Source organism: Alteromonas sp. BL110 (assembly GCF_003443615.1).
In the GTDB taxonomy this organism is placed as follows: Bacteria; Pseudomonadota; Gammaproteobacteria; order Enterobacterales; family Alteromonadaceae; genus Alteromonas.
The window spans coordinates 3,886,511-3,908,133 of sequence record NZ_CP031967.1; the positions used below are offsets into that span (position 1 = coordinate 3,886,511).

General features: G+C 45.4%; 39 protein-coding genes. 22 read left to right on the top strand and 17 right to left on the bottom strand.

All coding sequences use genetic code 11. From position 1 onward, the window contains the following. Positions 1–5: 5 nt before the first annotated feature. The 14 genes from D1814_RS19445 to D1814_RS19500 form a co-directional block, all read right to left on the bottom strand. A complete protein-coding gene (locus tag D1814_RS19445; protein WP_162889837.1) occupies positions 6–179 on the bottom strand; it encodes a hypothetical protein in 174 nt (57 codons plus the stop codon). Then, positions 176–1,177, bottom strand: a complete 1,002-nt coding sequence (locus D1814_RS16870) for a phage integrase central domain-containing protein (protein WP_118494578.1) — start codon at positions 1,175–1,177, stop codon at positions 176–178. The genes D1814_RS19445 and D1814_RS16870 overlap by 4 nt, the downstream gene beginning before the upstream one ends. Positions 1,178–1,180: 3 nt before the next feature. Next, complete coding sequence (locus tag D1814_RS16875) at positions 1,181–1,387, bottom strand: DUF4224 domain-containing protein (protein WP_118494580.1); 207 nt, start codon at positions 1,385–1,387, stop codon at positions 1,181–1,183. After that, entirely contained in the window at positions 1,387–1,701 is a 315-nt protein-coding gene (locus D1814_RS16880; RefSeq protein ID WP_118494582.1) for a Lar family restriction alleviation protein, read from the bottom strand. The genes D1814_RS16875 and D1814_RS16880 overlap by 1 nt, the downstream gene beginning before the upstream one ends. Then, positions 1,698–1,976: a hypothetical protein gene (locus tag D1814_RS16885; RefSeq protein ID WP_232368915.1), complete on the bottom strand. Its 279-nt coding sequence runs from the start codon at positions 1,974–1,976 to the stop codon at positions 1,698–1,700. Before D1814_RS16885 ends, D1814_RS16880 begins: the two co-directional genes overlap by 4 nt. A gap of 420 nt (positions 1,977–2,396) precedes the next feature. Further along, a complete protein-coding gene (locus D1814_RS16900; RefSeq protein ID WP_118494588.1) occupies positions 2,397–2,606 on the bottom strand; it encodes a Lar family restriction alleviation protein in 210 nt (69 codons plus the stop codon). Further along, complete coding sequence (locus D1814_RS16905) at positions 2,603–3,160, bottom strand: hypothetical protein (protein WP_118494590.1); 558 nt, start codon at positions 3,158–3,160, stop codon at positions 2,603–2,605. Before D1814_RS16905 ends, D1814_RS16900 begins: the two co-directional genes overlap by 4 nt. Beyond that, positions 3,157–3,552, bottom strand: a complete 396-nt coding sequence (locus D1814_RS16910) for a hypothetical protein (protein WP_118494592.1) — start codon at positions 3,550–3,552, stop codon at positions 3,157–3,159. Before D1814_RS16910 ends, D1814_RS16905 begins: the two co-directional genes overlap by 4 nt. Further along, complete coding sequence (locus D1814_RS16915) at positions 3,552–3,734, bottom strand: hypothetical protein (protein ID WP_118494594.1); 183 nt, start codon at positions 3,732–3,734, stop codon at positions 3,552–3,554. The genes D1814_RS16910 and D1814_RS16915 overlap by 1 nt, the downstream gene beginning before the upstream one ends. Before the next feature lie 4 nt (positions 3,735–3,738). Beyond that, positions 3,739–3,906 (bottom strand): hypothetical protein, encoded by a 168-nt coding sequence (locus D1814_RS19450; RefSeq protein WP_159613765.1) that lies wholly within the window; start codon positions 3,904–3,906, stop codon positions 3,739–3,741. A 39-nt stretch (positions 3,907–3,945) separates the two neighbouring features. Continuing rightward, positions 3,946–4,803 (bottom strand): DUF2303 family protein, encoded by an 858-nt coding sequence (locus D1814_RS16920; RefSeq protein WP_118494595.1) that lies wholly within the window; start codon positions 4,801–4,803, stop codon positions 3,946–3,948. 2 nt (positions 4,804–4,805) lie between these two features. Then, a complete protein-coding gene (locus D1814_RS16925; RefSeq protein ID WP_118494597.1) occupies positions 4,806–5,174 on the bottom strand; it encodes a hypothetical protein in 369 nt (122 codons plus the stop codon). A gap of 29 nt (positions 5,175–5,203) precedes the next feature. Beyond that, complete coding sequence (locus D1814_RS16930) at positions 5,204–5,407, bottom strand: hypothetical protein (protein WP_118494599.1); 204 nt, start codon at positions 5,405–5,407, stop codon at positions 5,204–5,206. Then, on the bottom strand, positions 5,407–6,282 hold the full coding sequence (locus D1814_RS19500; RefSeq protein ID WP_205422066.1) for a hypothetical protein: 876 nt from the start codon (positions 6,280–6,282) through the stop codon (positions 5,407–5,409). Before D1814_RS19500 ends, D1814_RS16930 begins: the two co-directional genes overlap by 1 nt. Positions 6,283–6,585: 303 nt before the next feature. On the opposite strand from D1814_RS19500, the gene D1814_RS16940 reads away from it, so the two are divergent. Both D1814_RS16940 and D1814_RS16945 read left to right on the top strand, forming a co-directional pair. Next, on the top strand, positions 6,586–6,828 hold the full coding sequence (locus D1814_RS16940) for a hypothetical protein (protein ID WP_118494601.1): 243 nt from the start codon (positions 6,586–6,588) through the stop codon (positions 6,826–6,828). A 9-nt stretch (positions 6,829–6,837) separates the two neighbouring features. After that, positions 6,838–7,389 carry a hypothetical protein gene (locus D1814_RS16945; protein ID WP_118494603.1) on the top strand — a complete coding sequence of 184 codons (552 nt, stop codon included), beginning with the start codon at positions 6,838–6,840 and terminating at the stop codon, positions 7,387–7,389. A 252-nt stretch (positions 7,390–7,641) separates the two neighbouring features. Here the strand turns inward: D1814_RS16945 and D1814_RS16955 are convergent, their stop codons facing one another. After that, entirely contained in the window at positions 7,642–8,097 is a 456-nt protein-coding gene (locus D1814_RS16955) for a hypothetical protein (RefSeq protein WP_118494607.1), read from the bottom strand. Positions 8,098–8,201: 104 nt separating this feature from the next. Here D1814_RS16955 and D1814_RS16960 point away from each other — a divergent pair, with 104 nt between their 5' ends. Next, complete coding sequence (locus D1814_RS16960) at positions 8,202–8,465, top strand: hypothetical protein (protein ID WP_118494609.1); 264 nt, start codon at positions 8,202–8,204, stop codon at positions 8,463–8,465. A gap of 6 nt (positions 8,466–8,471) precedes the next feature. Here the strand turns inward: D1814_RS16960 and D1814_RS19455 are convergent, their stop codons facing one another. Then, positions 8,472–8,639 (bottom strand): hypothetical protein, encoded by a 168-nt coding sequence (locus D1814_RS19455; RefSeq protein ID WP_162889838.1) that lies wholly within the window; start codon positions 8,637–8,639, stop codon positions 8,472–8,474. An 82-nt stretch (positions 8,640–8,721) separates the two neighbouring features. Here D1814_RS19455 and D1814_RS16965 point away from each other — a divergent pair, with 82 nt between their 5' ends. Next, on the top strand, positions 8,722–8,976 hold the full coding sequence (locus D1814_RS16965) for a hypothetical protein (RefSeq protein WP_118494611.1): 255 nt from the start codon (positions 8,722–8,724) through the stop codon (positions 8,974–8,976). On the opposite strand, the gene D1814_RS16970 is transcribed toward D1814_RS16965, so the two are convergent. After that, entirely contained in the window at positions 8,944–9,237 is a 294-nt protein-coding gene (locus tag D1814_RS16970) for a hypothetical protein (RefSeq protein WP_118494613.1), read from the bottom strand. The two genes, D1814_RS16965 and D1814_RS16970, sit on opposite strands and share 33 nt — an antisense overlap. 84 nt (positions 9,238–9,321) lie before the next feature. Here D1814_RS16970 and D1814_RS19460 point away from each other — a divergent pair, with 84 nt between their 5' ends. From D1814_RS19460 to gpU, 18 genes are all read left to right on the top strand, one after another. Next, positions 9,322–9,477, top strand: a complete 156-nt coding sequence (locus D1814_RS19460; protein WP_162889839.1) for a hypothetical protein — start codon at positions 9,322–9,324, stop codon at positions 9,475–9,477. Next, positions 9,474–9,728, top strand: coding sequence for a hypothetical protein (locus tag D1814_RS16975; protein WP_118494616.1), 255 nt, complete (start codon positions 9,474–9,476; stop codon positions 9,726–9,728). Before D1814_RS19460 ends, D1814_RS16975 begins: the two co-directional genes overlap by 4 nt. Next, the gene (locus tag D1814_RS16980; RefSeq protein ID WP_118494617.1) at positions 9,728–10,222 is read left to right on the top strand and encodes a hypothetical protein; all 495 of its coding nucleotides are present in this window, start codon (positions 9,728–9,730) and stop codon (positions 10,220–10,222) included. Before D1814_RS16975 ends, D1814_RS16980 begins: the two co-directional genes overlap by 1 nt. Before the next feature lie 137 nt (positions 10,223–10,359). Further along, on the top strand, positions 10,360–11,049 hold the full coding sequence (locus tag D1814_RS16985; RefSeq protein ID WP_162889840.1) for a hypothetical protein: 690 nt from the start codon (positions 10,360–10,362) through the stop codon (positions 11,047–11,049). Continuing rightward, positions 10,988–11,695 (top strand): replication protein P, encoded by a 708-nt coding sequence (locus D1814_RS16990; RefSeq protein WP_162889841.1) that lies wholly within the window; start codon positions 10,988–10,990, stop codon positions 11,693–11,695. The genes D1814_RS16985 and D1814_RS16990 overlap by 62 nt, the downstream gene beginning before the upstream one ends. Positions 11,696–11,697: 2 nt before the next feature. Next, a complete protein-coding gene (locus D1814_RS16995; RefSeq protein ID WP_118494623.1) occupies positions 11,698–12,048 on the top strand; it encodes an antitermination protein Q in 351 nt (116 codons plus the stop codon). 182 nt (positions 12,049–12,230) lie between these two features. Continuing rightward, on the top strand, positions 12,231–12,668 hold the full coding sequence (locus tag D1814_RS17000; RefSeq protein ID WP_232368916.1) for a M15 family peptidase: 438 nt from the start codon (positions 12,231–12,233) through the stop codon (positions 12,666–12,668). A 9-nt stretch (positions 12,669–12,677) separates the two neighbouring features. Continuing rightward, entirely contained in the window at positions 12,678–13,214 is a 537-nt protein-coding gene (locus D1814_RS17005) for a hypothetical protein (RefSeq protein ID WP_118494627.1), read from the top strand. Between the two features lie 69 nt (positions 13,215–13,283). Beyond that, positions 13,284–13,532: a phage holin gene (locus tag D1814_RS17010; RefSeq protein ID WP_159613732.1), complete on the top strand. Its 249-nt coding sequence runs from the start codon at positions 13,284–13,286 to the stop codon at positions 13,530–13,532. A 105-nt stretch (positions 13,533–13,637) separates the two neighbouring features. Next, positions 13,638–14,117, top strand: coding sequence for a hypothetical protein (locus D1814_RS17015; protein ID WP_118494631.1), 480 nt, complete (start codon positions 13,638–13,640; stop codon positions 14,115–14,117). Beyond that, positions 14,050–16,116: a phage terminase large subunit family protein gene (locus D1814_RS17020; protein ID WP_118494633.1), complete on the top strand. Its 2,067-nt coding sequence runs from the start codon at positions 14,050–14,052 to the stop codon at positions 16,114–16,116. Before D1814_RS17015 ends, D1814_RS17020 begins: the two co-directional genes overlap by 68 nt. After that, positions 16,116–16,628: a hypothetical protein gene (locus tag D1814_RS17025; RefSeq protein ID WP_118494635.1), complete on the top strand. Its 513-nt coding sequence runs from the start codon at positions 16,116–16,118 to the stop codon at positions 16,626–16,628. Before D1814_RS17020 ends, D1814_RS17025 begins: the two co-directional genes overlap by 1 nt. Before the next feature lie 3 nt (positions 16,629–16,631). Then, positions 16,632–18,191, top strand: a complete 1,560-nt coding sequence (locus D1814_RS17030; protein ID WP_118494637.1) for a phage portal protein — start codon at positions 16,632–16,634, stop codon at positions 18,189–18,191. Further along, positions 18,188–20,077 (top strand): phage major capsid protein, encoded by a 1,890-nt coding sequence (locus tag D1814_RS17035; protein WP_118494639.1) that lies wholly within the window; start codon positions 18,188–18,190, stop codon positions 20,075–20,077. Before D1814_RS17030 ends, D1814_RS17035 begins: the two co-directional genes overlap by 4 nt. A 59-nt stretch (positions 20,078–20,136) precedes the next feature. After that, the gene (locus D1814_RS17040; RefSeq protein WP_118494640.1) at positions 20,137–20,385 is read left to right on the top strand and encodes a hypothetical protein; all 249 of its coding nucleotides are present in this window, start codon (positions 20,137–20,139) and stop codon (positions 20,383–20,385) included. Between the two features lie 2 nt (positions 20,386–20,387). Continuing rightward, a complete protein-coding gene (locus D1814_RS17045) occupies positions 20,388–20,669 on the top strand; it encodes a hypothetical protein (protein ID WP_118494642.1) in 282 nt (93 codons plus the stop codon). A 2-nt stretch (positions 20,670–20,671) separates the two neighbouring features. After that, positions 20,672–21,223 (top strand): phage tail protein, encoded by a 552-nt coding sequence (locus tag D1814_RS17050; protein WP_118494644.1) that lies wholly within the window; start codon positions 20,672–20,674, stop codon positions 21,221–21,223. After that, positions 21,223–21,621 carry a phage tail terminator protein gene (gpU, locus tag D1814_RS17055; protein ID WP_118494646.1) on the top strand — a complete coding sequence of 133 codons (399 nt, stop codon included), beginning with the start codon at positions 21,223–21,225 and terminating at the stop codon, positions 21,619–21,621. Before D1814_RS17050 ends, gpU begins: the two co-directional genes overlap by 1 nt. Positions 21,622–21,623 lie beyond the last annotated feature (2 nt).

Consider the following 21,623-nt stretch of genomic DNA (forward strand, 5'->3'; position numbering starts at 1 on the left):
GGTTTTTAGTATTCGTTTTCTTCTGCTATCCGCTTTCTCTTCTTCTCTTCATAAGCATCCCAGTCTGTATTCCTTTCCATTTCAATACAGTCATCACAAAGACGTGCGCCATAATAGTTAGAGACTGGAATTCTATGGCAGTACTCACACCCACTTACATCACAATAGTCTTCACTCACTTCTTACTCTCCACTGTTGGTACCACCGAGACTTTTCTGTCATAAACACGAACCTGGCTTTCTGTCTTGTGGCCACTGGCTTGTTGTTTCTCGCTTACTGTTCCCTCAAAGTCACTAATACCTTTTGCTTTGATGTCATGGAACGTGAAATCTAAAGGTAGCTGGGTTTCTTCACGCGCCTTGATGATAGCTTTGCGCCAGCGCTGATCGAAACTCGCTACTGCGAAAGGGTGACCGTTCTTCTGGTGAAGCACAAACATACTGAATACGTCTGGGTTTATTTCATTTGCTGTGCTTACAGCCTTGCGTAGTCGTGGGCCCCATTCCTTAATTTGTTTCTTACCCGTTTTACCTTGCTGTATGAAAATACCGTCTTGAAGCAGCTGGCTTTGATGCAGTTTAACCACGTCAGCTTTACGGGCCATGCACAAATAGCTAATTTCCATTGCTGCTTTAACTACTGGGCAAGCTCTCTGATAAACCGCGTCATACTCGTAGTCTTCAATATAGCGGTCTCTCGCTTTCTCTTTGAACTGCTTAACACCTTGGCATGGGTTACGTTGAACTTTGCCGCGTTCGTATGCCCAGCGAAATACACGAGATAAAAATGCTTTGTGTCTATTTGCTTGAACTGGTGACTTTTGGCCAAGGATGTCCATGAACTTTCTTACATGAACAGGGGTAACCGTATTCGGGTCCATTTTGCCGAATGCACTGAGTACTTTCTTGCTGTACTTCTTATAGTCTTTCCTCGTGTGTAACGATAACTCGCGGAAATCAGCACTATCAAAGAACGTTTCAACTAGATGTTGAACAGTGTGTTTGTTGTTGGCTATGGCCATATACTTTTCGTAAGCAGCCCATACTTCCGATTGTTTGGCGTCGACATCACAAAGGCGCACAGTTCCACCACCTACGGGTTTAAACTCGTAAGCGCTGCGCCCCTTGTACACTCGCTGAGGCATCCATTGATCTTCTACTTTACGTTTACGTGGCATAATCTATTTCAAAAAGTTAGGGTTAAAACCGTCATCATTTGCTGCAGCTGGCGCTTTGTCGCGGCCATTTAGCCAGTCGTCGGTTGTCCACACTTCCCCTTTAGCATTTACACGGTAGGTGATACCGTTCTCTTCAAACCAGCGCACTTGAGAGCTTCGCTTCTCGTACCCGGTCATTGTCGTTATATCTGAGCCTATTACAATTTGCATTAAAGGACTCCAAATAAATCAGTTTGATGCGCTACTTCTGTTGGTGAACTAGCAACATTAACATTCCGTTTTTCGTTATTTCTTGGCTTGCCTTCCATGCGTTGATTCCATGCTGCTGCTATAATGTTTCGCCAATCTTTCTGTTTTGAATCGAATTGCATGTGCATGCTGCACGGGCATTTCTCGCATCTAATGAACGCGTTCACTGTGTGGTTGTCGCGGTGAAGGGGCGCAAAAGCTAGGTGTACGCCATCCACATGCACGTCTGAGTTTCCACAGAAAGGGCAGGGCTTAAGTTCATTTTGCGGTTTCATTCAAGTTGTCCAAACATTTTAGCCTGGTGTGGCTCTAGCGGCTCTGGCCTGTTCGTAACTTCGAATACTTCAATTAAAGAGTCGTGAACGAAGCTGCTGCAGATTTCAGTGCAGAATACTTTTTTACCATGCGCTTCGCAGGTACCGAACTGGGTTCTGTTTTTCGCACGGCCTGTATACTTTTCAACGTAAGGGCAGTGCTTATCTTGCTTATACCCTTCAACTGAAAAGTGATTACAGGCTATGCATGCCTTAGGAAGTTTCATTTGCATCATGAGTTTTTACCCAACGCCAGTAGGCCAAACACGAAAACGGCTACTATAGATGCAATCCATACCCAGCACACAGAACGCATTAAATAGTTAAACGCCCTTGGCTCTGTTCGGCAGTCTCCACCGTAGTATTTGAAGCTAACAATCACACCGAAAAAACAGAGAAGTGAAGAGCAAATCAGAAGCGCCCAGCTGATGTTAAAAAGATTATCGTAGTCCATCACTCTTGCTCCTTGCGTAGTTGTTCTTGCCTAGAAATATACGTCTCAATAAATTCAGGCTCGAACCTTGAAACCCAACCACAACTAGAGCATTGGAACTGGCTACCATTAAAGGAAGTGCGAGGCATTACCTTGCAACACTCTCCACCGCAATAAGGCGTGTAATTTAACCTTGATAACAAGTTTTCTCTTACCAGACTCATCACTCTTGCTCCTTGCGTTTGTTCCAAGCGTTTACTGCGTCAGTTTCGTTAACTTGCCAAAGTTTAGGGTAGGGCATTATAGGGCACTTGAGCTCAAAACAAGCCACTCCGAAATGCACTGCGCCTTTGTTGTGATTAGCCGTTGATGGTTTACTTGAAATCAACTCAGGCTCACCACCGCAAAAAGGGCATGGTTTTAAATCACTCATTCTTCTTGCTCCTTGTGTAGTTGTTCTGCTTTAGACTTTAAGTAACCTATAGCAACTGCTAGAGAACTTCTTACTATATCTTCTCCTAGCTTTGACTTAATCTCCTCCAAATCGCTGGCAGCTGAATGAAGCGCCTCAATCTTCTTCTCTATGGCGAATTTGTTTAGCGCTTTTTGCATTGGTAACTCTGCGACTTTCGAGGAAGCTTTTTTTAAATACTTTGTTTCAGCAGCCTCTGACATAGATAAAATAACGTCATCAGATATGTCTGTTATACAGCCCAAATTCAATTTTGATTGCTCTTCCTTGGCGCTTTGGAAGCCGTCATACCAAATATCACCATAGCGCCTCAACAAAATGGACACTTCTTTTGCTAGACCCTCTTTGATGTACTCTAATTCCCTCACGCGATCACTAACCCTTGCGAGTTCGGCTTCAAAACTAGCTACAGTTTCCCGAACATCTTCTTCAGCGAATACCGCGGCCATTTCAGGAAAGCTTCTGGCTGTATGAGGAAAAGGAAGCTTTTTTATATCTTTAAATACATTACTCATGCGCTGGCCACCTCTTTCCATTGATCACGTTCGCGAGTGACCTGGTTGATTTGTTCCTGCAGCTGCTCACACTGTTTTTGTAATAGGCCGCATTCGACGTTTCCGTCATTAATGGTTTCTGCATGCTGCTGCAGTTCAGACATGGCCAAACGCTTTAAGCGCTCATTTTCTGCATTAACGCGTGCCAGTTCCTGAATAATTGCATCAACTGCACATCCACCTTCGCTAACCAAGTTGTTAACAGCGCAATGTTCAAGCAGCATTTCAAGCTTTTGCTCATTACGCGTGGCAGCTTCAACGATTGGGGCGAATGCCTCTCTAACCTCATTAGCTGAAATTAGGGCGCCATTAACAGGGCAGTGGCCTAAGGCCTTAAAATCAAGTTTAATCATTACTGCATCCCCAAATCTTCAAGTGTTACGCCCAGTTCTTTCGCCATTTCCAGCGCTTCTATACGACGACGAACGCGACAAGCTTCGAGTGATTCTTGCTTGGTGCGGCGCTTTTCAGTCGTTCCTTTGCCGCGAAAGCATGAATCAGTGAATTGTTGAAATACATCGTTATGCGGTCTCATTTGCCTAATCCTTTTTGCTTGTTTCTTCTAGCGCTTCAGCGCGTTCTAACTGAATGGCAAGGCTCTCTAACTGGCGAACCTCATCAACGCTAAACTGAACCGGCAGGTTCGAACCAATCACCTTGGCCAACGCGCTTACTCCGGTACCGTTCAATTGAAATATGTGTTTCATAGTTACTGAGTGGGGCAGTGCCCCACACCTTATTGATGGTTAAGCGCGAAAGCCGCCGATAAATACTTCAACAGGCAACTCGTTTAGGTTGTCTGAAATCTTCTCTTTGAACTCTTCAGAGATTTGTTCGTTATGCTCTTCTTCACCAACAATGCGCAGCGTGAAGGCAATGCGCGCATCACCAGTGAGCATTGAAACGCGAATCCTGAACGTAACTTCTGATAGACCTGCATAGGGCACGCATGTAAAATTGATATAGGCTGGTAGGTCTTTTTTGTTCTTGGCCGCTTCACGTTCTGTCACGCTGGCGCTGTTCTCGAACTGGTCTATTGAACTTTCAATTTCTCGTACACGCTCAACGGTTACCGTTCTTACTGCGTTAATGGCCACAGATAGGTTCATTTGTTCGCCTGAAATACCGTCTACTGTGATGCGGTCTTTCCAGTCTTCAATAAAATCACTAAGGTCTTGTTGACCAGAACGCCTATCGCATGCAGAAATCAACGCTTTGTAAGCAGCTGTTTTAGGGATGCTAAGTGTAGCCTTGTGATCACAGTGACCAGGTACAGTTAAATCACCAACGTTTAAAATGGCTGCGGCCTTCATGTCTTCACCGTCGATAAATACTTGCGCGTTAGGGTAAAGCGGGGTTTCATCACCAACGTACTCGCTCACATAATCAACAAAGCTTTTGATATCTTCCGTAGTGAAGGAGCCACGAAAGCGTGTTCGGTTTTGCAGTTGGTTTTCAAAGTTAAGTAAAGAGAAATTATCAGGTACCATCATGGCCGGCGCTTCTCTTTCCTGAATCAAGCAAGTAGTGTCAGCCAGCTGCGCATTTAATTGCTTGTTAAGTTCGCTCTTTTGAAGTTCTAGAAGTGTGTCGCGATCTAACATAGTTATTCCTTAGTCATCTTAGTTACATTGGCTTGACCCGCGAACAGGTCGTCGTGGCTTTTAGCAAGCAAACTAATAGAACCATCCTTGTTCACCCACATTGGGGTTTCAGTGGTGGTCTCTTCGTTAATCTTGCCCGTTGGGGTAGGACGTGAATATTTGGCAGTAGATACCACTTTCACTTTAATGCCTGCGCCGTTTTGGGCAGACGTTGCAGCCGGTTCAATTTTGAAGGTAACGTCTAACTTGCCACCCTTATTGAATCGAAAGATTGATTTACTCACCTCTGTAAGAAAGGCAGTTAGCTGACGCTCAAATGCACCGCTATCTACTTCAGCGAGAAATTCATTTAATGGGCCTTGTTCGCTCATCGTTTTTCCTTTGGTTAAGCTGCTAGCAGCTATTCAATAAAATCGTCTAAACCGCGTTGCTGTGCTCTTCGCTTGAACTTCTCAAGCGCGGTTTTTTCTAGTTTGTCGATGCGGTAAACGTTGCAGCCGCATACTTCTGCAATAGCGTCACGAGTAATTATTTGCCCTGGCTCGATAAGCACACTTAGCACTGCCAAGCCAAGGTCAATGTTCAACTCGTCTTCGCGCTTCATTAAGCATTAGCAGCTAACGCTGCAGCTTTAGCTTGCAAACTGAAGTAGCGGTCTAGGAATAGTTCTTTGGCGCCCATTGGTGGAAGCGGATGAATGATTTCTTCACAAGGCACTTGATCACTAATGAATGCCCAGTGAGCAGGGTGAGGTGTCATAAGGTCGCGCACCTCGGTAGCTAGCATTTTTACGTCAGCGTCTTTTACGCATGCATGAACTGGCCATTCAACGCCGACACTTCTGTAAAGGTTCTGCTCGATAGTGGTGTGAATACTTTGGTAAACAGGTAGCAGCTGCTTTAAAGGGGAAACCATGTCACCACAGTAAGCTTCTGCAGCATCATGAAGTAGGGCAGCTAGCGCATGCTCTTCTGGTACCAACTCACTAACAAGAACTGAATGTTGCGCTACTGAGTAGAATTTATTGGTGTGGCCATTGAAGCGGCACATGTTAGAAAGCGCGTGTGCGATGTCTTCAATATCAAAAAGCATGTGCTTAATGTTGGTGTAATCAAACATGGTACCGGAACGCAGCTGAACCTTAGGAGGAACGTGAGCGTTTGATAGAGGTACAACATTATTCGGTTTAGCCTGGCTACTGGTAAATTCAACACCAAATTCTTTACAGATTTCACGCAGCTTACTTACTGTCTCTTGAATCTTCTCAAACAGATAGTTTTCACCAGGCCACGAGTTCGCATTGCTTAAGTAGCAGTGGTTTACACCGTCTTTCCAAATATCGATAAAGAAATAACCTTTATCTAGCGCTATTTGGTGCTGAACAGTAAAGCGTGCGTCCTCAGCAATAGCATTTGTAAGAAGCAGCATTTCGTCTTTGCCTGCCGCGATGGATTCTTTAAGTATTGAATTTGTTTGCATGTTTTCGCATCTCCAGTTCAAATCTATTGCTTTTTTGAACAGTCGTTATATATTAAGGCGCGGTTATTTATTAAACCGACACCCCACAGGGAATATGCTTAAAGGTAAGAATCTTGCCTTTACTTACCAAAAAGATAATACTAATATTAGTAAAAAGGTAAGGTTATGCAATACCAAAACGGTAAGAAATTAACTGGTAAGACCAGATAGTTGGGGTTTGAAGTAAGGGATTTTCATTGAAGCAGTAAGATTTCTGTTAGAGTTGTGCTGTACATCCGTACAACAACATACACAGGAACTATCATGAAAAAGCTGCTTAAAAACACCTCTCTAATTTCAATCGCAATCTTCGCGTGCTACGCCTCTACCAATGCTAACGCTGATACCGTTAGCAAGCTTACTTGCGCCTTAAACCCTTCTTCATGCTCATCAACGCTTGGGGCTGGGGGGACAGGTCATGGTGGTACCGGTGGCAATAATGGCGGTAACACTGGTACGAAAACGGAAATTACAAACGGTGTAAATGATGAGAAAAATAACGAATAGAGGTATTACATGGCGCTCATATCAATAGCTTTTGAATGGGCGTTAGACCAGTGGGCGGTAGTACTTGCCGCCCTGGCATTCGTCTACAACATGACATTTAACTCACACAACAGCAGACTTATAGCATCTTCACTTACGGTTGCCTTGATGTACGCCTTTGGGCACTTCTTACTGGCTTGGATTAACGAGTTACCGTTCGATGAACAGGTGTACTTTCGTTATTCTTCGAGGCTTCTTCTTTATGCGCTCGCCGGGTTCTTCATGGCTGCGCTTATATTTAGACTAGGGCCCAACTTCACCACGACAACAGTTTTTTCAGTCATGATTTTTTCAATGGTCATGCAGCTGCTTCTTCACATTGATAGAAATGTGATAGGGCTAAACAAAATAAGTGAATCTATTGAGCTGGGGACCGCTATTGCCAATAAAGGTTTCCCATCTGGATATTGGTACTTATGGGATTTTTACACGGTAAGTTTGAATGTTACTGGTTGTTTTTTATTTATATATTTGTTCGTTGGTGAGGATATAAAGGAGTATCTATGTTCACGTTTTTCTTAGTGTTAGTGTTTGGTTTAGTCGTTTCTGCAATGGTTTTCGTATCATTTTCGAAACCAAACCATCAGGCAAAACAAAAGCAATTGGCCATATATATTGCCAATGTAAGATACCTCAAAAAGTGTGCTGAAGAGTGCAGTGACGGACTGCAAACGCTTGAATATTCGAAGAGAAGAGAAGCCCTGATAGAAGAGCTCCTAAGTTACATTGAGAAACACAAACTAACTGACTGTGATGCAGTCAAATCGGCTGATATTATAAAGCTTGATGACTTTCGTTCCCGCCAGAGCGCTTAGCATCTTTGCTATTAATTAGGTTTTTATACTCCGTAATAATTAAGCTTGTGACAGCTTCTGAGTCTATCGATTTCTTTGGCTCATAAATACCCGCAGCTATTAACTGGTTTATTACGTTTTTAACGGCCAGTGTAAGTAGGTCCTCATCATTCAAGTGACCAACATTATCATCTTTCGAAACCTGTAGTTTATCCATCCAGCCTACAGGTTTTTCGAAGGCCTTTTCTAGCTTCCTTGCGAACTTATCACCCATTTTCTTATTGCTATTGCCATTTTTCAGTTGGCTTATGTAGTTTGCATCAGTGTCTACAAGGTCCGACAACGCCTTGATTGAACCGATCACAGCTATAAGATATTCAAGGTTTAATCGCCTAACCTCTTTTACATCCATTATAAATTCCAGTCGCTTATTCATTTAGTCTCTCAATCAAACCATATCTTACCTAAATGGTAAATTAGCTTGACGGTAAGATTTGTCAATACTAGAATCTTACTTTAACGGTAAGGTTAAGGTGACTTATGACACTCAAAGAATGGTTTCAAAAGCACAAATCGCTAGATATGAGAATGAAGCTGGCTGAAAAAGCGGATAGCACTGTCGGTTATCTCAATCAACTTGCATACACCCCAAAAAAGGCCAGCGTGTCTATGTGTGCCGCATTGTATTCGGCCTCAGTGGAATTAACACCTGGCGAAGTGATCTTTCCAGAAGACGAAAGACCCGACATTGCGGAAGTATTTAGCACAAAGCAGCAACATGAAGAAGAGAGCAAGGCAGCATGACTCTAGCTAGGACTTCTCATCAAGAAGCGCTTTGTGAACGCTTAGCTCACACTTCACGCATTGCACGAATAACGCTAAATCGTCGTCACAGCCATTCAGCGAAAGTGGCCGCAACGCTTCAACAGCTTCTTTTAACAGAGCAAAAGCCGCTTCTAGGTTTTTTTGCTGTTTCATCACAATACCTTTTAAACAGTGTTTCACTCGAAAGCATAACTGAAGCACTGCAAACCTATAACTGTACTAAGGAGCGGAAATCGTGAGCCAACCAATTCAACTGCCAGTATGGCAAGCAGCAAAGATTGAAAAAAACTTAAGCAAGGCCGCTAGCTGTGCACTCAGTGTCATTACTAGTGTGCAACAAACATGCTCCATGCATAGCGAAGAAAAAAACGCATCAATACAAAAAAAGAGAGACGCGTTTGAACAGACTGAGATTTATAAAAAGGCCGTGGAAATTGAAAAATTAGCTGAAGAGGCGTTAAACCTCATTAAGCCAACCGAACTTTTGTAGAAGCTCGGCTCTTTTTTCGGGAATCCCATCTTCGGTTGAGGAAACCGGAACAGCAGTTACAAATGGTGCTACTTCTCGGTGTTTGTAGCTGAGTGAATAGGAAATATCAACAACTAAAAAGTGTTTCATGCCGCCGCAGTGCTGAGCAATTAATTCATCATCAATGAATAACTGCTCACCAATACGGGGCAACGCGTCTGAATCAATTTCGACAGTATCTACTTCACTATTAGATTTAGATTTTATTAGCAGGTTGTACATAGTTTCATTCCTTTGGTTGCGGGTTGTTTTTTGTCCGATTTGCAGCTTAGCAGCCTTTGGGATGACTTTTAATAGGTAATGGTTATGTCTACAAAAAATAAAGCAGTTAAAGGTCACCACCACATGTGGCACCAGCCACCACTTACTGTGCGCATGGTAAGAGCAGCTTTGCTTACCATTTCGCTTTTTGTAGTCGCTATGCCGTTCGCTATTGCCGCTTATGCTCTGGTGGCACTATGAGCGCACAAGGCCGAATGATGAAGTACATGGGCTTACCACCAACCCGAAAGAAGAATTTTAAGGTTGGTGATGCAGTTCGGCCAATGCCAGGCGCACGCACATTAACTGAACCCACCATTCTTGATGGTAAAAGCTACGGAAAAGTAGCCATTGTTTTTGAACGCATCATCCACGTTGATGACGACTTGAACGGGCGCATTCATTTAGCGCCTGAAGACTTAATTCTGATCACTGCCGCTGAGGACCAGTAATGTTTACTGATACTGACTTGCTAAATTGTTTTAGGCCCAACTGTACATATAGCCGCGAAATCCTCGCCGAGGTTGTTGGTGCAGTTGAATTACCACCACTTTCTGCAGCACTGGGTAGACTGAGTGGGCAAGGGTATATCGTTAAAGATCCTGCTGAGAAGACGTGGTCACTAACGGCCAAAGGTAAAGCAGCTACTTACTTCGAGCCGATTGGCGGTACTGTGGCTTCACTTAACGACAAAGTGAAAGATATCAGCGCAGCACGAACTGCTAAAGACCAAAAGCAGGAAGACCCGGTTCACACATCCATTAAAAGCTTGGAAGCATTGTTCATCGCAATTAGACGTAAACCGCAAGACCTTAGCATTAAGCGCGAAACACTAAATGCGTTAGCCAGATTCATGGATCCAACCATATCAAGTAAGCTAGTTGAAATAGCAGACGACCTGCTGCAGCTGGAAGCGATAACCAAGCTAGGCGAGGGCATGCAGTGAATCAGGCCGAGTATGAAGCGCTAAGCGATAACTGCTTGCCTCCATTCGCAGTTACGCTATACATACGTTGCTTTCGAAAAAAAATGAGATATAGTGACGGCTTAGTGCATGTTTCCTTACGCTCTATGAAAGAGGAAATGGAGCACACCCCCCCTCGTGGCTCTAACACGGTTGAGCCCAAGCCTACCACTGAGAAAATACGAACAGCAGTTCGACAATTAGAGCGCGCAAACCTAATCGAACTGGTTAGAAAAGGCTCTATTAAAGAACAAAAAGCAGCCTGTTATCACTGCTCTTTAGCCTCAACAGACTTATCAGGTTCAAATGAGGAACAACACGAGAGCAACACGGGAACAACACGCAACAAAAAAACGCCACAACCCTCACCACATAAGCGATACGGCGGAAACGTCTTAAAATTTCAAAAGTCCGATGAACAACACATATCCGTTATATCCGATATAGAAGAAGAAGATAGCGCGTGCGCGCGCGAAAATCTGAACTTCTGTAACGACTGGGTAGGGTTGGCCAAGCAAGTTGGTCTTTCAGTCAGTACGGATGAACTACAAGCGATTTTCAACAAGTGGAAGTTTAGCGATACAGGTAACACCTATCGCCACATAGCCACACATCGAAAGTACTGGATGCGTTACTGCGCAACCATCAAGCACAACCAAGTCAAAGGGGGCAGTCATGCACTCAAGCAGCAATCTAGTCAACAAAGTGGGTATCGCAATGCAACCGCAACCGCATGGCGAGACTGTTATGAACGAGCGCAACGAGGCGAAGGGGTCGAAGCGTTCGACTTCTCTACCGAGCAGACTTGATACTGTCTACCAGTTTTGCCTAACGAACTTGAAACCAGTGTTGATGGAGTACTGGCCTGAATTCGTGAACAAGTACCCAGAACTGGATATGCAGCAATGGGCCATTCGTGAATACGCTAAGCAGATGGTTGACGAGGGCGTTTCCAGTAGCCGACAAATTCAATCGGGTATTGCAAAGGCGTGTAAGCAGCAATATCGCCCACGGCCTACAGAGTTTGCGAAGCTTTGTAAGCCTACACCTGAGGAACTTGGCATACCCTCACTGCGTGAAGCTTACGATGAAGTGATCGCCAGACGTGGAAGATTCAAAGGTAAAGACTTTGAATTTAGCCATCGCGCGGTTGAGCTGGTAGACGAACGTGTTGGTCATCGTGTTTATCAAATGCGAGACGCTGACTTCATGGAACTGTTCAAAGGTGAGTATGAGTACTGGGTAGGCAGAGCTATGACAGGGGATTTGCCTGAAGCGAAAAAAGCGCTTGAATACTCAACACCGAAAAAGCCGGTTATCGACAGTTACGTGGCTAAGCACGGCAAGCCTATGCTTGGGGATGACCTGGTTAGTCAGAAAATTAAAGAGCTTGGCATGCTAGTTTCTAGAAAACGCCAAGCGCACATAAGCACACCAGACGATAAGGTAGCGTAGTAGTGACAGACGTTCAGCACGATACAAGCGAAACCGAGACTTTGCTTAACGAGTGGGGCAAATGGAGCCGAATGGGATTAGGGCTCAATATCGGTAAAAGCGATAACAACAACGTGTATTTCATCAATGACGATATGGCGCTATTGGTAGACCGTCTTGTTGCAGAACTGAAGCGAGAGCGACCTTTGTTAGCCAACATAGTCATCATGTACTATCGAAGCGATTACAATTATCCAATGATTTCTAACGCGTTAAATATTGGTGAGACAAAAGCAAGAAGTCTCCATAAATCAGCTATTTGTTGGGTTGATGGGGCTTTAATTGGGTTTACGTTAGACGTTAAATTGGCATAATTTTAAAAAACTTGTTGATCTGCGCGCGCGGATCATCTACTTTACTTCACGTAAGCTAAGCGAAGCTGCACTCGACACAAAGGTCACTCATTGAGTGGCCTTTTTTTGTGCCTGCTTTTCTCTGCTTGTTGTGTCTTGTTTATCCCAACCTTGCCTCACCATTTGGTGGGGCTTTTTTATGGATGAAGATTATGTTTCCCTACGGCAAAACTTCACAAGCCCGTCTTGATACGTGCCATGTTGATACTCAAACGATATTCAATGAGGTGAAGAAGTTCATTAATGCGTCGATCTTTTGCGGCTATCGCGGTAAAGATGAGCAGAACAAAGCCTTTGCCGATGGTTTGAGTCAATTGGAGTGGCCTAACTCAAAGCACAACACTTTTCCTTCCATGGCTATTGATGCTGGCCCTTACTTCGTAGAATTAAGTAACACAGACTGGAAAGACGAATTAGCTTTCGCTGTATTCGCAGGACATGTCATGTGTATTGCTCGTCAGCTATACGCTGAGGGTAAAACAACCCACTTGCTTCGCTGGGGTGGTGATTGGGATATGGACGGTAGAAGCCGTGATGAGCGTTTCCGCGACTTACCACATTTTGAACTGTATAAGCCATAAGGTGAAATAATGAATTGGTCAGACGTTGGAAATTTTCTAAAGGAAAACAAAACAGGCGTAGCTGGGCTAGTTGGTTCGCTATTGACTGGCAATGTAGTAGGCGCTGTGAGTGCTGGGGCCTCAATGGTTGCACAGGCAACGGGGACGACTGACCCAGACCAGGCATTAGCCGCTCTTCAGCGTAACCCTGATGCAATGGTCAGGTTAGAAGAGATAGCAGCTGAAAGAGAAGCTGAATTAAATAGGCATCTAGAGGCGACGCTTTCGATAGAGCTTGAGCACAAGAAGGCTGATAACAATGATGCGCAACTGAGCCATTCAGAAACTCAAAAGACCATACGTAATGGCGATAATGCAGAGGGTGCAGTTAAATATATACGTCCTATGCATGCAACGTTATCTTTGGTTGCTGGTATCTACTACGGTCTGTTTACTAACCAACCAGACCTATTGGTGTTAAGCGCATTTTTGGCTCTACCTACTGCATATGCAGGGTTGAGAGAGATTGGTAAGCGCAATGTATTGGCATTTAAGAGTAAGGTTTAATCTTACGTCTAATACACAATGGAACAACAATTGAATAATCATGTTATGGGCCCTACAGGAGTGCATAGCATGTCAGCATATAGCGACAGATTTAAAATGAGTGATAAGACCACAGCTACTAACTACACAGCCAGTGGCCTTACGGCTTTATGGGGAATGGTAAACATCGACCATCTAGTAGCAGTGATAGGTATTATCATAGCCATAGCCACCTTCGGCGTTAACGTCTACTTCAAGCGTAAAGAAGACAGACGACAAGAAGAGCTTCATGCCAAACTTATGGAAGCATCACCTAACAACGAATGCATTCCTAAATAACTTTCATAAAAATATTTCCGCGGGTCCTTTTGGAGGTACCCCCTCACACGGCGCATAGACCCGCGTTTTTTTAACAGCTATAAAATCCCATAGGGGGGTTATATTTTGTTTGATTTAGATGATAAAGCTAAACAAACAGAATTCGCTTCTTTGGTTGGTGCTTCACAACCGGCCATTCACAAACATCTCGATAACGGAACCCTAGTTCGTGGTGGTACCTACCGCCAGTGGTTACGTGCTTACTGCGAAAAACTACGCGACGAAGCCAGCGGAAGAACCGCAAGCGACCAGCGCTTAAAGTTAGATGAAGCGCGAACGCGCGAAGCTTCTGCCAACGCGAGAATGAAAGAGCTCATGCTATTCAAAGAGGAAAAGCTAATTCTCGACAAGGCACAAGTTCGTGAGGCTATCGACGGTTGGATTGCCCTGGCGAAATCTGAGTACACAAACTCGATAGAAAAAATCTTAGCCATGCTGGAAAGCCAGCATGGTATCACCATAGACAGAGAATCAATTGATGGAACCACAGCTGCTGCCATGCGAGTTATTGCAGACTTCCAGTTCCAATCTACAGACTCTGATTGACGAATGCCGTGCTGGGTGGCTACCACCTGAAAACATTCCAACGCGCGAATGGCTTGAAAAATACTTTCGACTCCCTGCTGAAGATGCAGACTTTGCTGGTTTGTATAACGCGGATTACGTGCCGTACTTCTGGGGTGTAATGCATGCCTTAGATGACGACTTTGTTGAAATGGTCGGCTTGATGAAAGCTGCCCAAATCGGCTGGACACTGCTTGAAACTGGCTGGATAGCAAAGCGTATTTGCTGTGAACCCAGTCGTATTCTTGGCTTATTTCCCAAAGACGACAAAGCGCGCGACTTCATTGAAGAGAAGTTTGAACCTGTTATCAGGGCTACGCCAGAACTTGCTAAAAAAGTTGATGTAAGCAGCAGTAGAAAGGCGGGTAACCGAAGTAACAAAAAGAATTTCCCTGGGGGCTCTCTTAAGGTTTTTGGCTCTAACTCAGTCAGTAACGTTAAGTCGACGCCATCGCCAGTGGTGCTGGTTGAAGAACCCGACGACACAAACGGTAACGTTGGTGATCAGGGTGATGCGATACGCCTAGCGCGTGAACGCATTAAGCGCTTTCGAAAACGTAAGTTTGTTCTTGGCGGTACCCCTTCCGTCGAGGATTTAAGCGAAGTTGAGCATTACATCAACCTCGGTACCCAGCGAACTCTGCCAGTGGCCTGCCACGATTGTGGCGAAAAGCACGTTTTAGACTGGGAAAATGTCAGCTGGGTAGAGCAAGATGAAGGCCCCGTTCACCCTGTTTACGGTAGAAATTTACCGGAAACGGCGGTTTACGCATGCCCTCACTGTGGTAGCGCGTGGAATGACTGGCAGCGTCAGCAAAACATTTTCAATACCTGCAGAGTTGCAGAGGAAGAAGGTGATAAGTTCTGCGGTTGGGTACCAACAGTTAACACTGATGGCGTAATTGAAACCTTCAAAGGGCTGTCTGAACTTTACGTTTGTATTCCTGGTACATCGCTTTCTAGTTTGGTTAAGGACTTTCTTGAAGCAGAGCATGAAGCTGCAGCTGGTGATGAAGCCGGTAGGATAATTTTTCAGAATTCTAAACTGGGTAAGCCTTACGCATACCGCAGTAAAGATAACCTGAATCACGAGCAGCTGCAGGCGCTTGCCGACGACTACCCAGAGTTAACGGTACCAAAAGGCGGCTTAATTGTTACCGCTGGTGTCGATGTTCAGCACGATAGGCTAGCTATCATCATTCGGGCGTTCGGTAGAAACGAGGAAAGCTGGCTGGTTCTCTGGAAAGAAATTGCCGGTGACTGTGTTGATAAAGCTGATCCAGTGTGGGATGAGTTGGACCAGCTACTTTTCAACGGGTTCGAGCATGAAACGCTTGGAAGGGTTTATCTTTCAGCGGCCAGTATAGATAGCTCTGACGGTGGTACCAACCAAGCGGTTTACCACTACGTTCGAACACGAAGTAAGAAACATAAGCGTGTTCACCTTATGGCAATCAAAGGTGACAGTAACGACAACGGCAAGCGTGAAATATTCCGCTTACCTTCTGCAAAACTTGACCATAACAACGCCAAGCGCTCAACAAAAGCAGACAAGCACGGCGTTCTTGTTTACCTGGTTGGTACTCACAAGGCTAAAGATCTTCTATCAAAACGGCTTCAAGGTACCAGTGCTTTCATGCACAGCTACAAAGATGCGCGCGCTGACTACTGGGAACAAGTCACGGCTGAGGTCAAAGCGCCAAGTAAAAAGCTTCGCGGCCAAATGACTTGGCAATGCCGGAGCGGTAGACGAAACGAAGGTACCGACTGCGAAGTTTATGCGCTTCACGCTGCAATGTCTCAAAAGGTTCACGCCAAAACTAGCGCCCAATGGGATGCATTAGAGAGCAGCTTAAGTCAGAAAGACATGTTTAGCGCTGAATTAGAAAGCGAAGTTGAACAGAAAGCTACCAAGCGAAAACGCCAATCATCTGCCACTCGCCCACGGCGAAAGCGTGGCTTTAGCACTCAGGTTAGATAATGAACGAACCAAAACGTTTAGTAAAAGGTGACTACGCAAAGTGGTCACGTAAAGTGGTGAACGCATCACACACTTATCAGTACATTCTGGTTGGCCCCGAAAGCAAATTTACCATCGACACGACTGTGGTTGATGGGACGCTTCATGTTGACCTGGCTTCTGAAGAAACAAAGACCTATCAGTCTGGCGAATACCGCTGGCATCTTTTTAGCGATGATGGCACAGGCCGCAGAACAGTAGCCCATGGTTACATCATTATCGACGCGAACCCGCATGATTTAGAGTATTGCGACACAACCAGCCATGCCGAACGCGTTTTAAAGGCGATAGAAAAGCGTATTGAAGGCCGCATTCTTTCTGATCATGAAAACTATACCGTTGATGGTCGCAGCTTAACTCGCATACCTATTGAGCAGCTTGAAAAGTTAAAGCGCAAATATAGCTGGCGCGTTCGCACAGTTAAGCAGAAGAAGGGCTTAACTAAACCACCCCGTCGAGCTTACTACAGGTAGTGTATGTTTAATCTCTTTAAAAAGTCGAAAGGCGAAACCGAGCGACTTGAACCAGTTCTTGGGAAAGGCGCTGGTTCTAGCCGTGATCGTCAGCGTCATAAATTGCATGCACAGGAACGCTTTGCTGCAGCAAAAAGTCCACGTATCAGTTCAAATAATTTCTTTGGTTCTGGTCTTAGCATTGATGAAACGTTAAGACGCGATTTATCAAGAATTAAGGCTGCTAGTCGCAAAGCTGGTGAAGACGTTGGCTATATGAAGCGCTTCTTTTCCATGGTGCAGACTCACGTTGTTGGTGATAAGGGGCCGCGCTTACACGCTGAAGTTCGCGGAAACGATGGAAATTTAGACCGCTTAGCTAACCAATCTATTGAAAAAGCGTTCGCTAAGTGGTGCAAAATTGGCGTGTGTGAAATAAGTGGGCGCATGGACTTCATTGGGGCCATGCAGCTCATTGCAAAAACCGTATGCCAAGACGGTGACATTATCATTCGTCACATTCACGGCGCGCCCAATAAGTTTGGGTATGCCATTCAGCTGATTGAAGCTGACCTGTTAGACGCGACGTTAAACAAAGATTTAGGGAACGGCGTTCGCATCAAGATGGGCGTTGAAATAGATAAGTGGGGCAGACATGTTGCTTACCACTTGTTGACTAACCACCCTGGTGAGCATACGTGGCGCCATGACAATACTGGCAAACGCTACGTTCGTATTCCTGCAGATGAAATCATTCTTCCTTTCCCAATGTTCCGCCCTGGTCAAACACGCGGTGTTCCATGGGCTCACGCATCACTTTTAGATTTTCACGATATCGGTGGTTATCGCGAATCAGCGCTAGTGGGTAGCAGGGTTGCAGCCAGCAACATGGTTATTTACGAACGCGACCCAGAGCAAGAAGCCCCTGAAGAAGAGGACGAAGGTGATTTCATTTTCGAACTTGAACCAGGCGGTGCAGCAATTACCCCAGAGGGTTACCGCGCAAAAGAAACAAACTTTCAACATCACGGCGATTCAGTTGAAGGATTTCAAAAGGCATCGCTTAAAGGCGCGTTTGCTGGCGTAGATGTGAACTACAACACAGGCGCGAACGATTATGAAGGCGTCTCATGGTCAAGCCTTCGTCAAGCTGTACTCGAAGATAGAGAGCACTGGAAGCGACTTCAAGGTTGGTTAATAAGCCAAGTGGTTGGTTCGATATACCAACGCTGGCTTAAACATGCGCTTTTGAATGGCGCTATAGATAACTTAAGAGGTTACGACCTAGAGCGCAGCGTTGATGCATTTTCTTTCAAGGGCCGCAGATGGCAATGGGTTGACCCATTAAAAGATGAACAGGCCATCGGCGCTGCCATGGATAACTTCACCGTTAACCCGATGGACGTTCTGAATGAAAAAGGTGTTGATGTCGACGAAATGGCTGAAGGCTGGCAGCAATATCTTCAGATACTAGGTCCAGCGATGGAGCTGGCTAAAGGTTTTGGTATTGGCAAAGGGGCAAAAGTTGCAGCTGCAGCCAATAAGAACGCCCCTAAAAATGACGAAGAAGAGGGCGAACAGTGAACGTAAATAAAGTTACTGCAGCCATGTTGCGCAAAGGGCAATGCCCTGTCATGCAGCGCGACATGGAAGCGCAAATTGAAAAGGTAGACGAAGAAAGCCGTATCGTCACCCTTAGCTTTTCCAGTGAATATGAAGTTGAGCGCTGGGGATGGGTAGAAACCCTTGGTCATGATGAAGGTGAATGTGACCTAGCACGAATTAACAATAAAGGTCCGTTCCTTAGTGATCACAATTGGAACGACCAACGCGGCGTTATTCAAAAAGCATGGATTGAGAAAGGCCGTGGCTACGCTGAAATAAAGATGAGCCGCAACCCGCTCGGACAGCAGCTTCTTATCGATATGCAAGATGAGATTCGTGTGAATGTATCTGTTGGCTACCGCATCCACGCCGCGAAATTAACCCGCGAAGAAAACGATTTAGATTACTACCGCGTTACCCACTGGGAACCGCTAGAAATATCTTCTGTATCAGTACCGGCAGACCCTACCGTAGGTGTTGGTCGAAACGCTGAAACAAACGACAACCCCGTAAAAATAACCACCACTGAGGTACGTAAAATGGATGATATCGAAATCCAAGACAACAACGCCCCGGATGAAACAGCCGAACGTTCGGTATCACCGGAAACGACTAACCAAACTAAGCGTGAATTCGCAGAGCCACGCAAAGTGAAAACCGCACCTGAAGCAAGCGATGCTCAACGTATTGCTGAAACTGCACGTCAGTACGGTGCCACTGATTTAGGCAATAACTTTATTGCTAAAGGCCGCAGCTACGAAGAGTTTAACAGTGCGCTTATTCGTGAGCTTCACGGCAAGCGAAGAGACCCTGAAGCTGAGTCCACAATGATTAATTTGGATATCGGTGAAAACGAGCTTCGCAAGTACAGTGTTATCAATGCGCTTCGTGCTGTTGCTACGGGTAACTTTAAGAAAGCTGGCCTTGAGCGTGAAGTGTCAGAAGCTATAGCTAAACGTGTTGGCCGTGATGCTGATGGTATTTACCTTAGCTATGAAGCCATGGGCTATGGTTTGCGCCAAATGCAACTTGCGCGCATGCAATCAGCTGGCGGTGCGGGTAAAGGCGCTGAGCTTGTAGCTACCGAACTTCATGCTGAAATGTACATTGAAGCACTTCGCGCACAAGCAGTGGTGGGTCAATTAGGTGCGCGCATGGTGTCTGGCCTTGTGGGTGATGTTGATATTCCTAAACAGAATGGTTCGGCAACCTTCTACTGGGTAGAGGAAGACGGTGAAGCTACAGACAGTGACCTGTCTTTCACCACTGTACAGCTACGACCTAAAACGCTAGCTACTGCGGTTCCTATCACTCGCCGTATCATGAACCAGTCTACGCCAGATATTGAAGCGCTGGTTATGGCTGACATCATGCGTGGTCAAAGCTTAGGTTTAGACCAGGGCGCGCTTTACGGTTCGGGCATTGGCAATGAGCCTACAGGTATCGCTAACACCAGCGGTATCGGTGCAATTGCGTTCGCTACACCAAATAGTCCTACATGGGCTGAAACTGTTGCATTTGAAACTGACGTGGCAGAAGCCAACGCAGATGCTAACACCATGGCTTATCTAATGCGCCCGTCTTTACGCGGCAAGCTTAAAACGACTGAGAAAGCTTCAGGCACAGGCCAGTTTATTTGGCAGAATGGCCGTGTTAACGACTACAACGCTGCAGTAACAACACAAATGAACGCTGGCCAGATGTTGTTTGGTGACTTCTCGCAAGCGCTAATTGGCTTGTGGGGTGCGCTTGACGTGGTACCTGATCGCGCTACCAAAGTTGCTAGCGGTGGTCTTGTTATGCGTTTGTTCCAAGACGCAGACGTTGCGGTTCGTCACCCTCAAGCATTCTGCTTGGGTGAGTAATCTACTTAATTTTTAACTAGCAAAGCACCTTCGGGTGCTTTTTTTTAAGGTAAAAGAAAATGGCTAGAGATAGTAAAAAAGTAAGCTTTGAGCTTACACGCGGTGTGCGCCTTATGGGTAAAAGCTACTTTCCTAAGGCAAAGGGTAAAACAATCATCTCGATTGATGCTTCGATGGCAAAGGAACTGCAGGCAGCGTCGAAAGGTAAAATTGTCGACGCAAAAGCTAATACTGAAATCGAAGTGCCAAAAATCGATGACGGTTTAGACGCGGCGTTTGGTCCAGAAACAGATGGTGAAAGCGAATAGCTATGAGCTTTCAAGATGATCTTGCCGCAGATATGGAGTCAGTTTTTTTTGCTGACTTTAAACATGTGGCGGTTATCGCTGGTGTAGAGGTGAACGGATACCTGTACACCAGGGCGCATGAATTCGGTGAACTGGACACTAATCAGGTTCAGTTCGACACACCGAAAACATCGCTACCAGCCATAAAGCGCAGGGAACCTATCACGGTAAACGGCGTTAAATACCTTTTCGTGACAAAGCAAGAGTCTGGCGAAGTTACCAGCTTGATCCTTGAGCGTGTTTAGTAATGTCAAAAATTGTATCGGTTAACTCAAAACAAGCCTTAGCTGAAATGAAGCGAATGAGTCGTGCGCTAGATACTCATAGAAAAGGCGAGGTTAACCGTGCAATGGCGGCAACCATCAACGATAGTCTTAAAAAATCACGGACGAAAATAGTTCGCCGTGCTTCTAAGGCCATGCAAGTTAAGCAAGCACCTATAAGACAACGTGTGAAAATCACACGTGCTAAAGCGACTAGTCTGCATGGAAAAGTGTGGGCCGGTACCAATAGGCTGTCTGCAAGAACGGCAGGCGCTAAGCCGCGAGGTGATGGTCATGCGGTTGGTCCTTACGAGTGGCCAAACACATTTACCAATAAAGGCTTACGCAACATTTATGTTCGAAAAGGTCAGGGCAGAGGAAATATTGAAGTCGCTGGTTTTGGTGCAAAGTTCACAGAGCAAACGCTTAAGAATGCTGTAAACCAAGAGACAGAAGCTTCACTTGCTAAAGACTTTCCTTTAGAGCTATTTCGCCAATTGACCTGGCGATTAGATAAAGCGCTAGGAATTAAGTAATGGCCACACGTTCGCAGATACGAGAAGCAATCCGCGCTATAGCGGAGCCTGCTGGCTTCTCCACTACTTTTAATTACTCTCCAGCGCAGATATTCGAAGACGAGCTACCTGCGTTGAAGGTCTTCTTTAATTCGGGTGAGACTGAATATGACTTCGATGACACCGGAATTACAGAGGCGCAAGTCATTGTTGAAATCATGCTTCGTGATCCGGGCAATATTGATGATGCATTAGACCAAAAAGCCACTGCAGTGCAGCAGCTGCTGCGCGAAAACCCCCAGTTAGACGGCCTGATTGAAGGCATAAATAGAACCAACTTTGCATACGACCGTGACAGTGAAACGACTATCGGTGAATTGCAGCTTACTTACACAATACAATACCTAGACGAGGATTAATC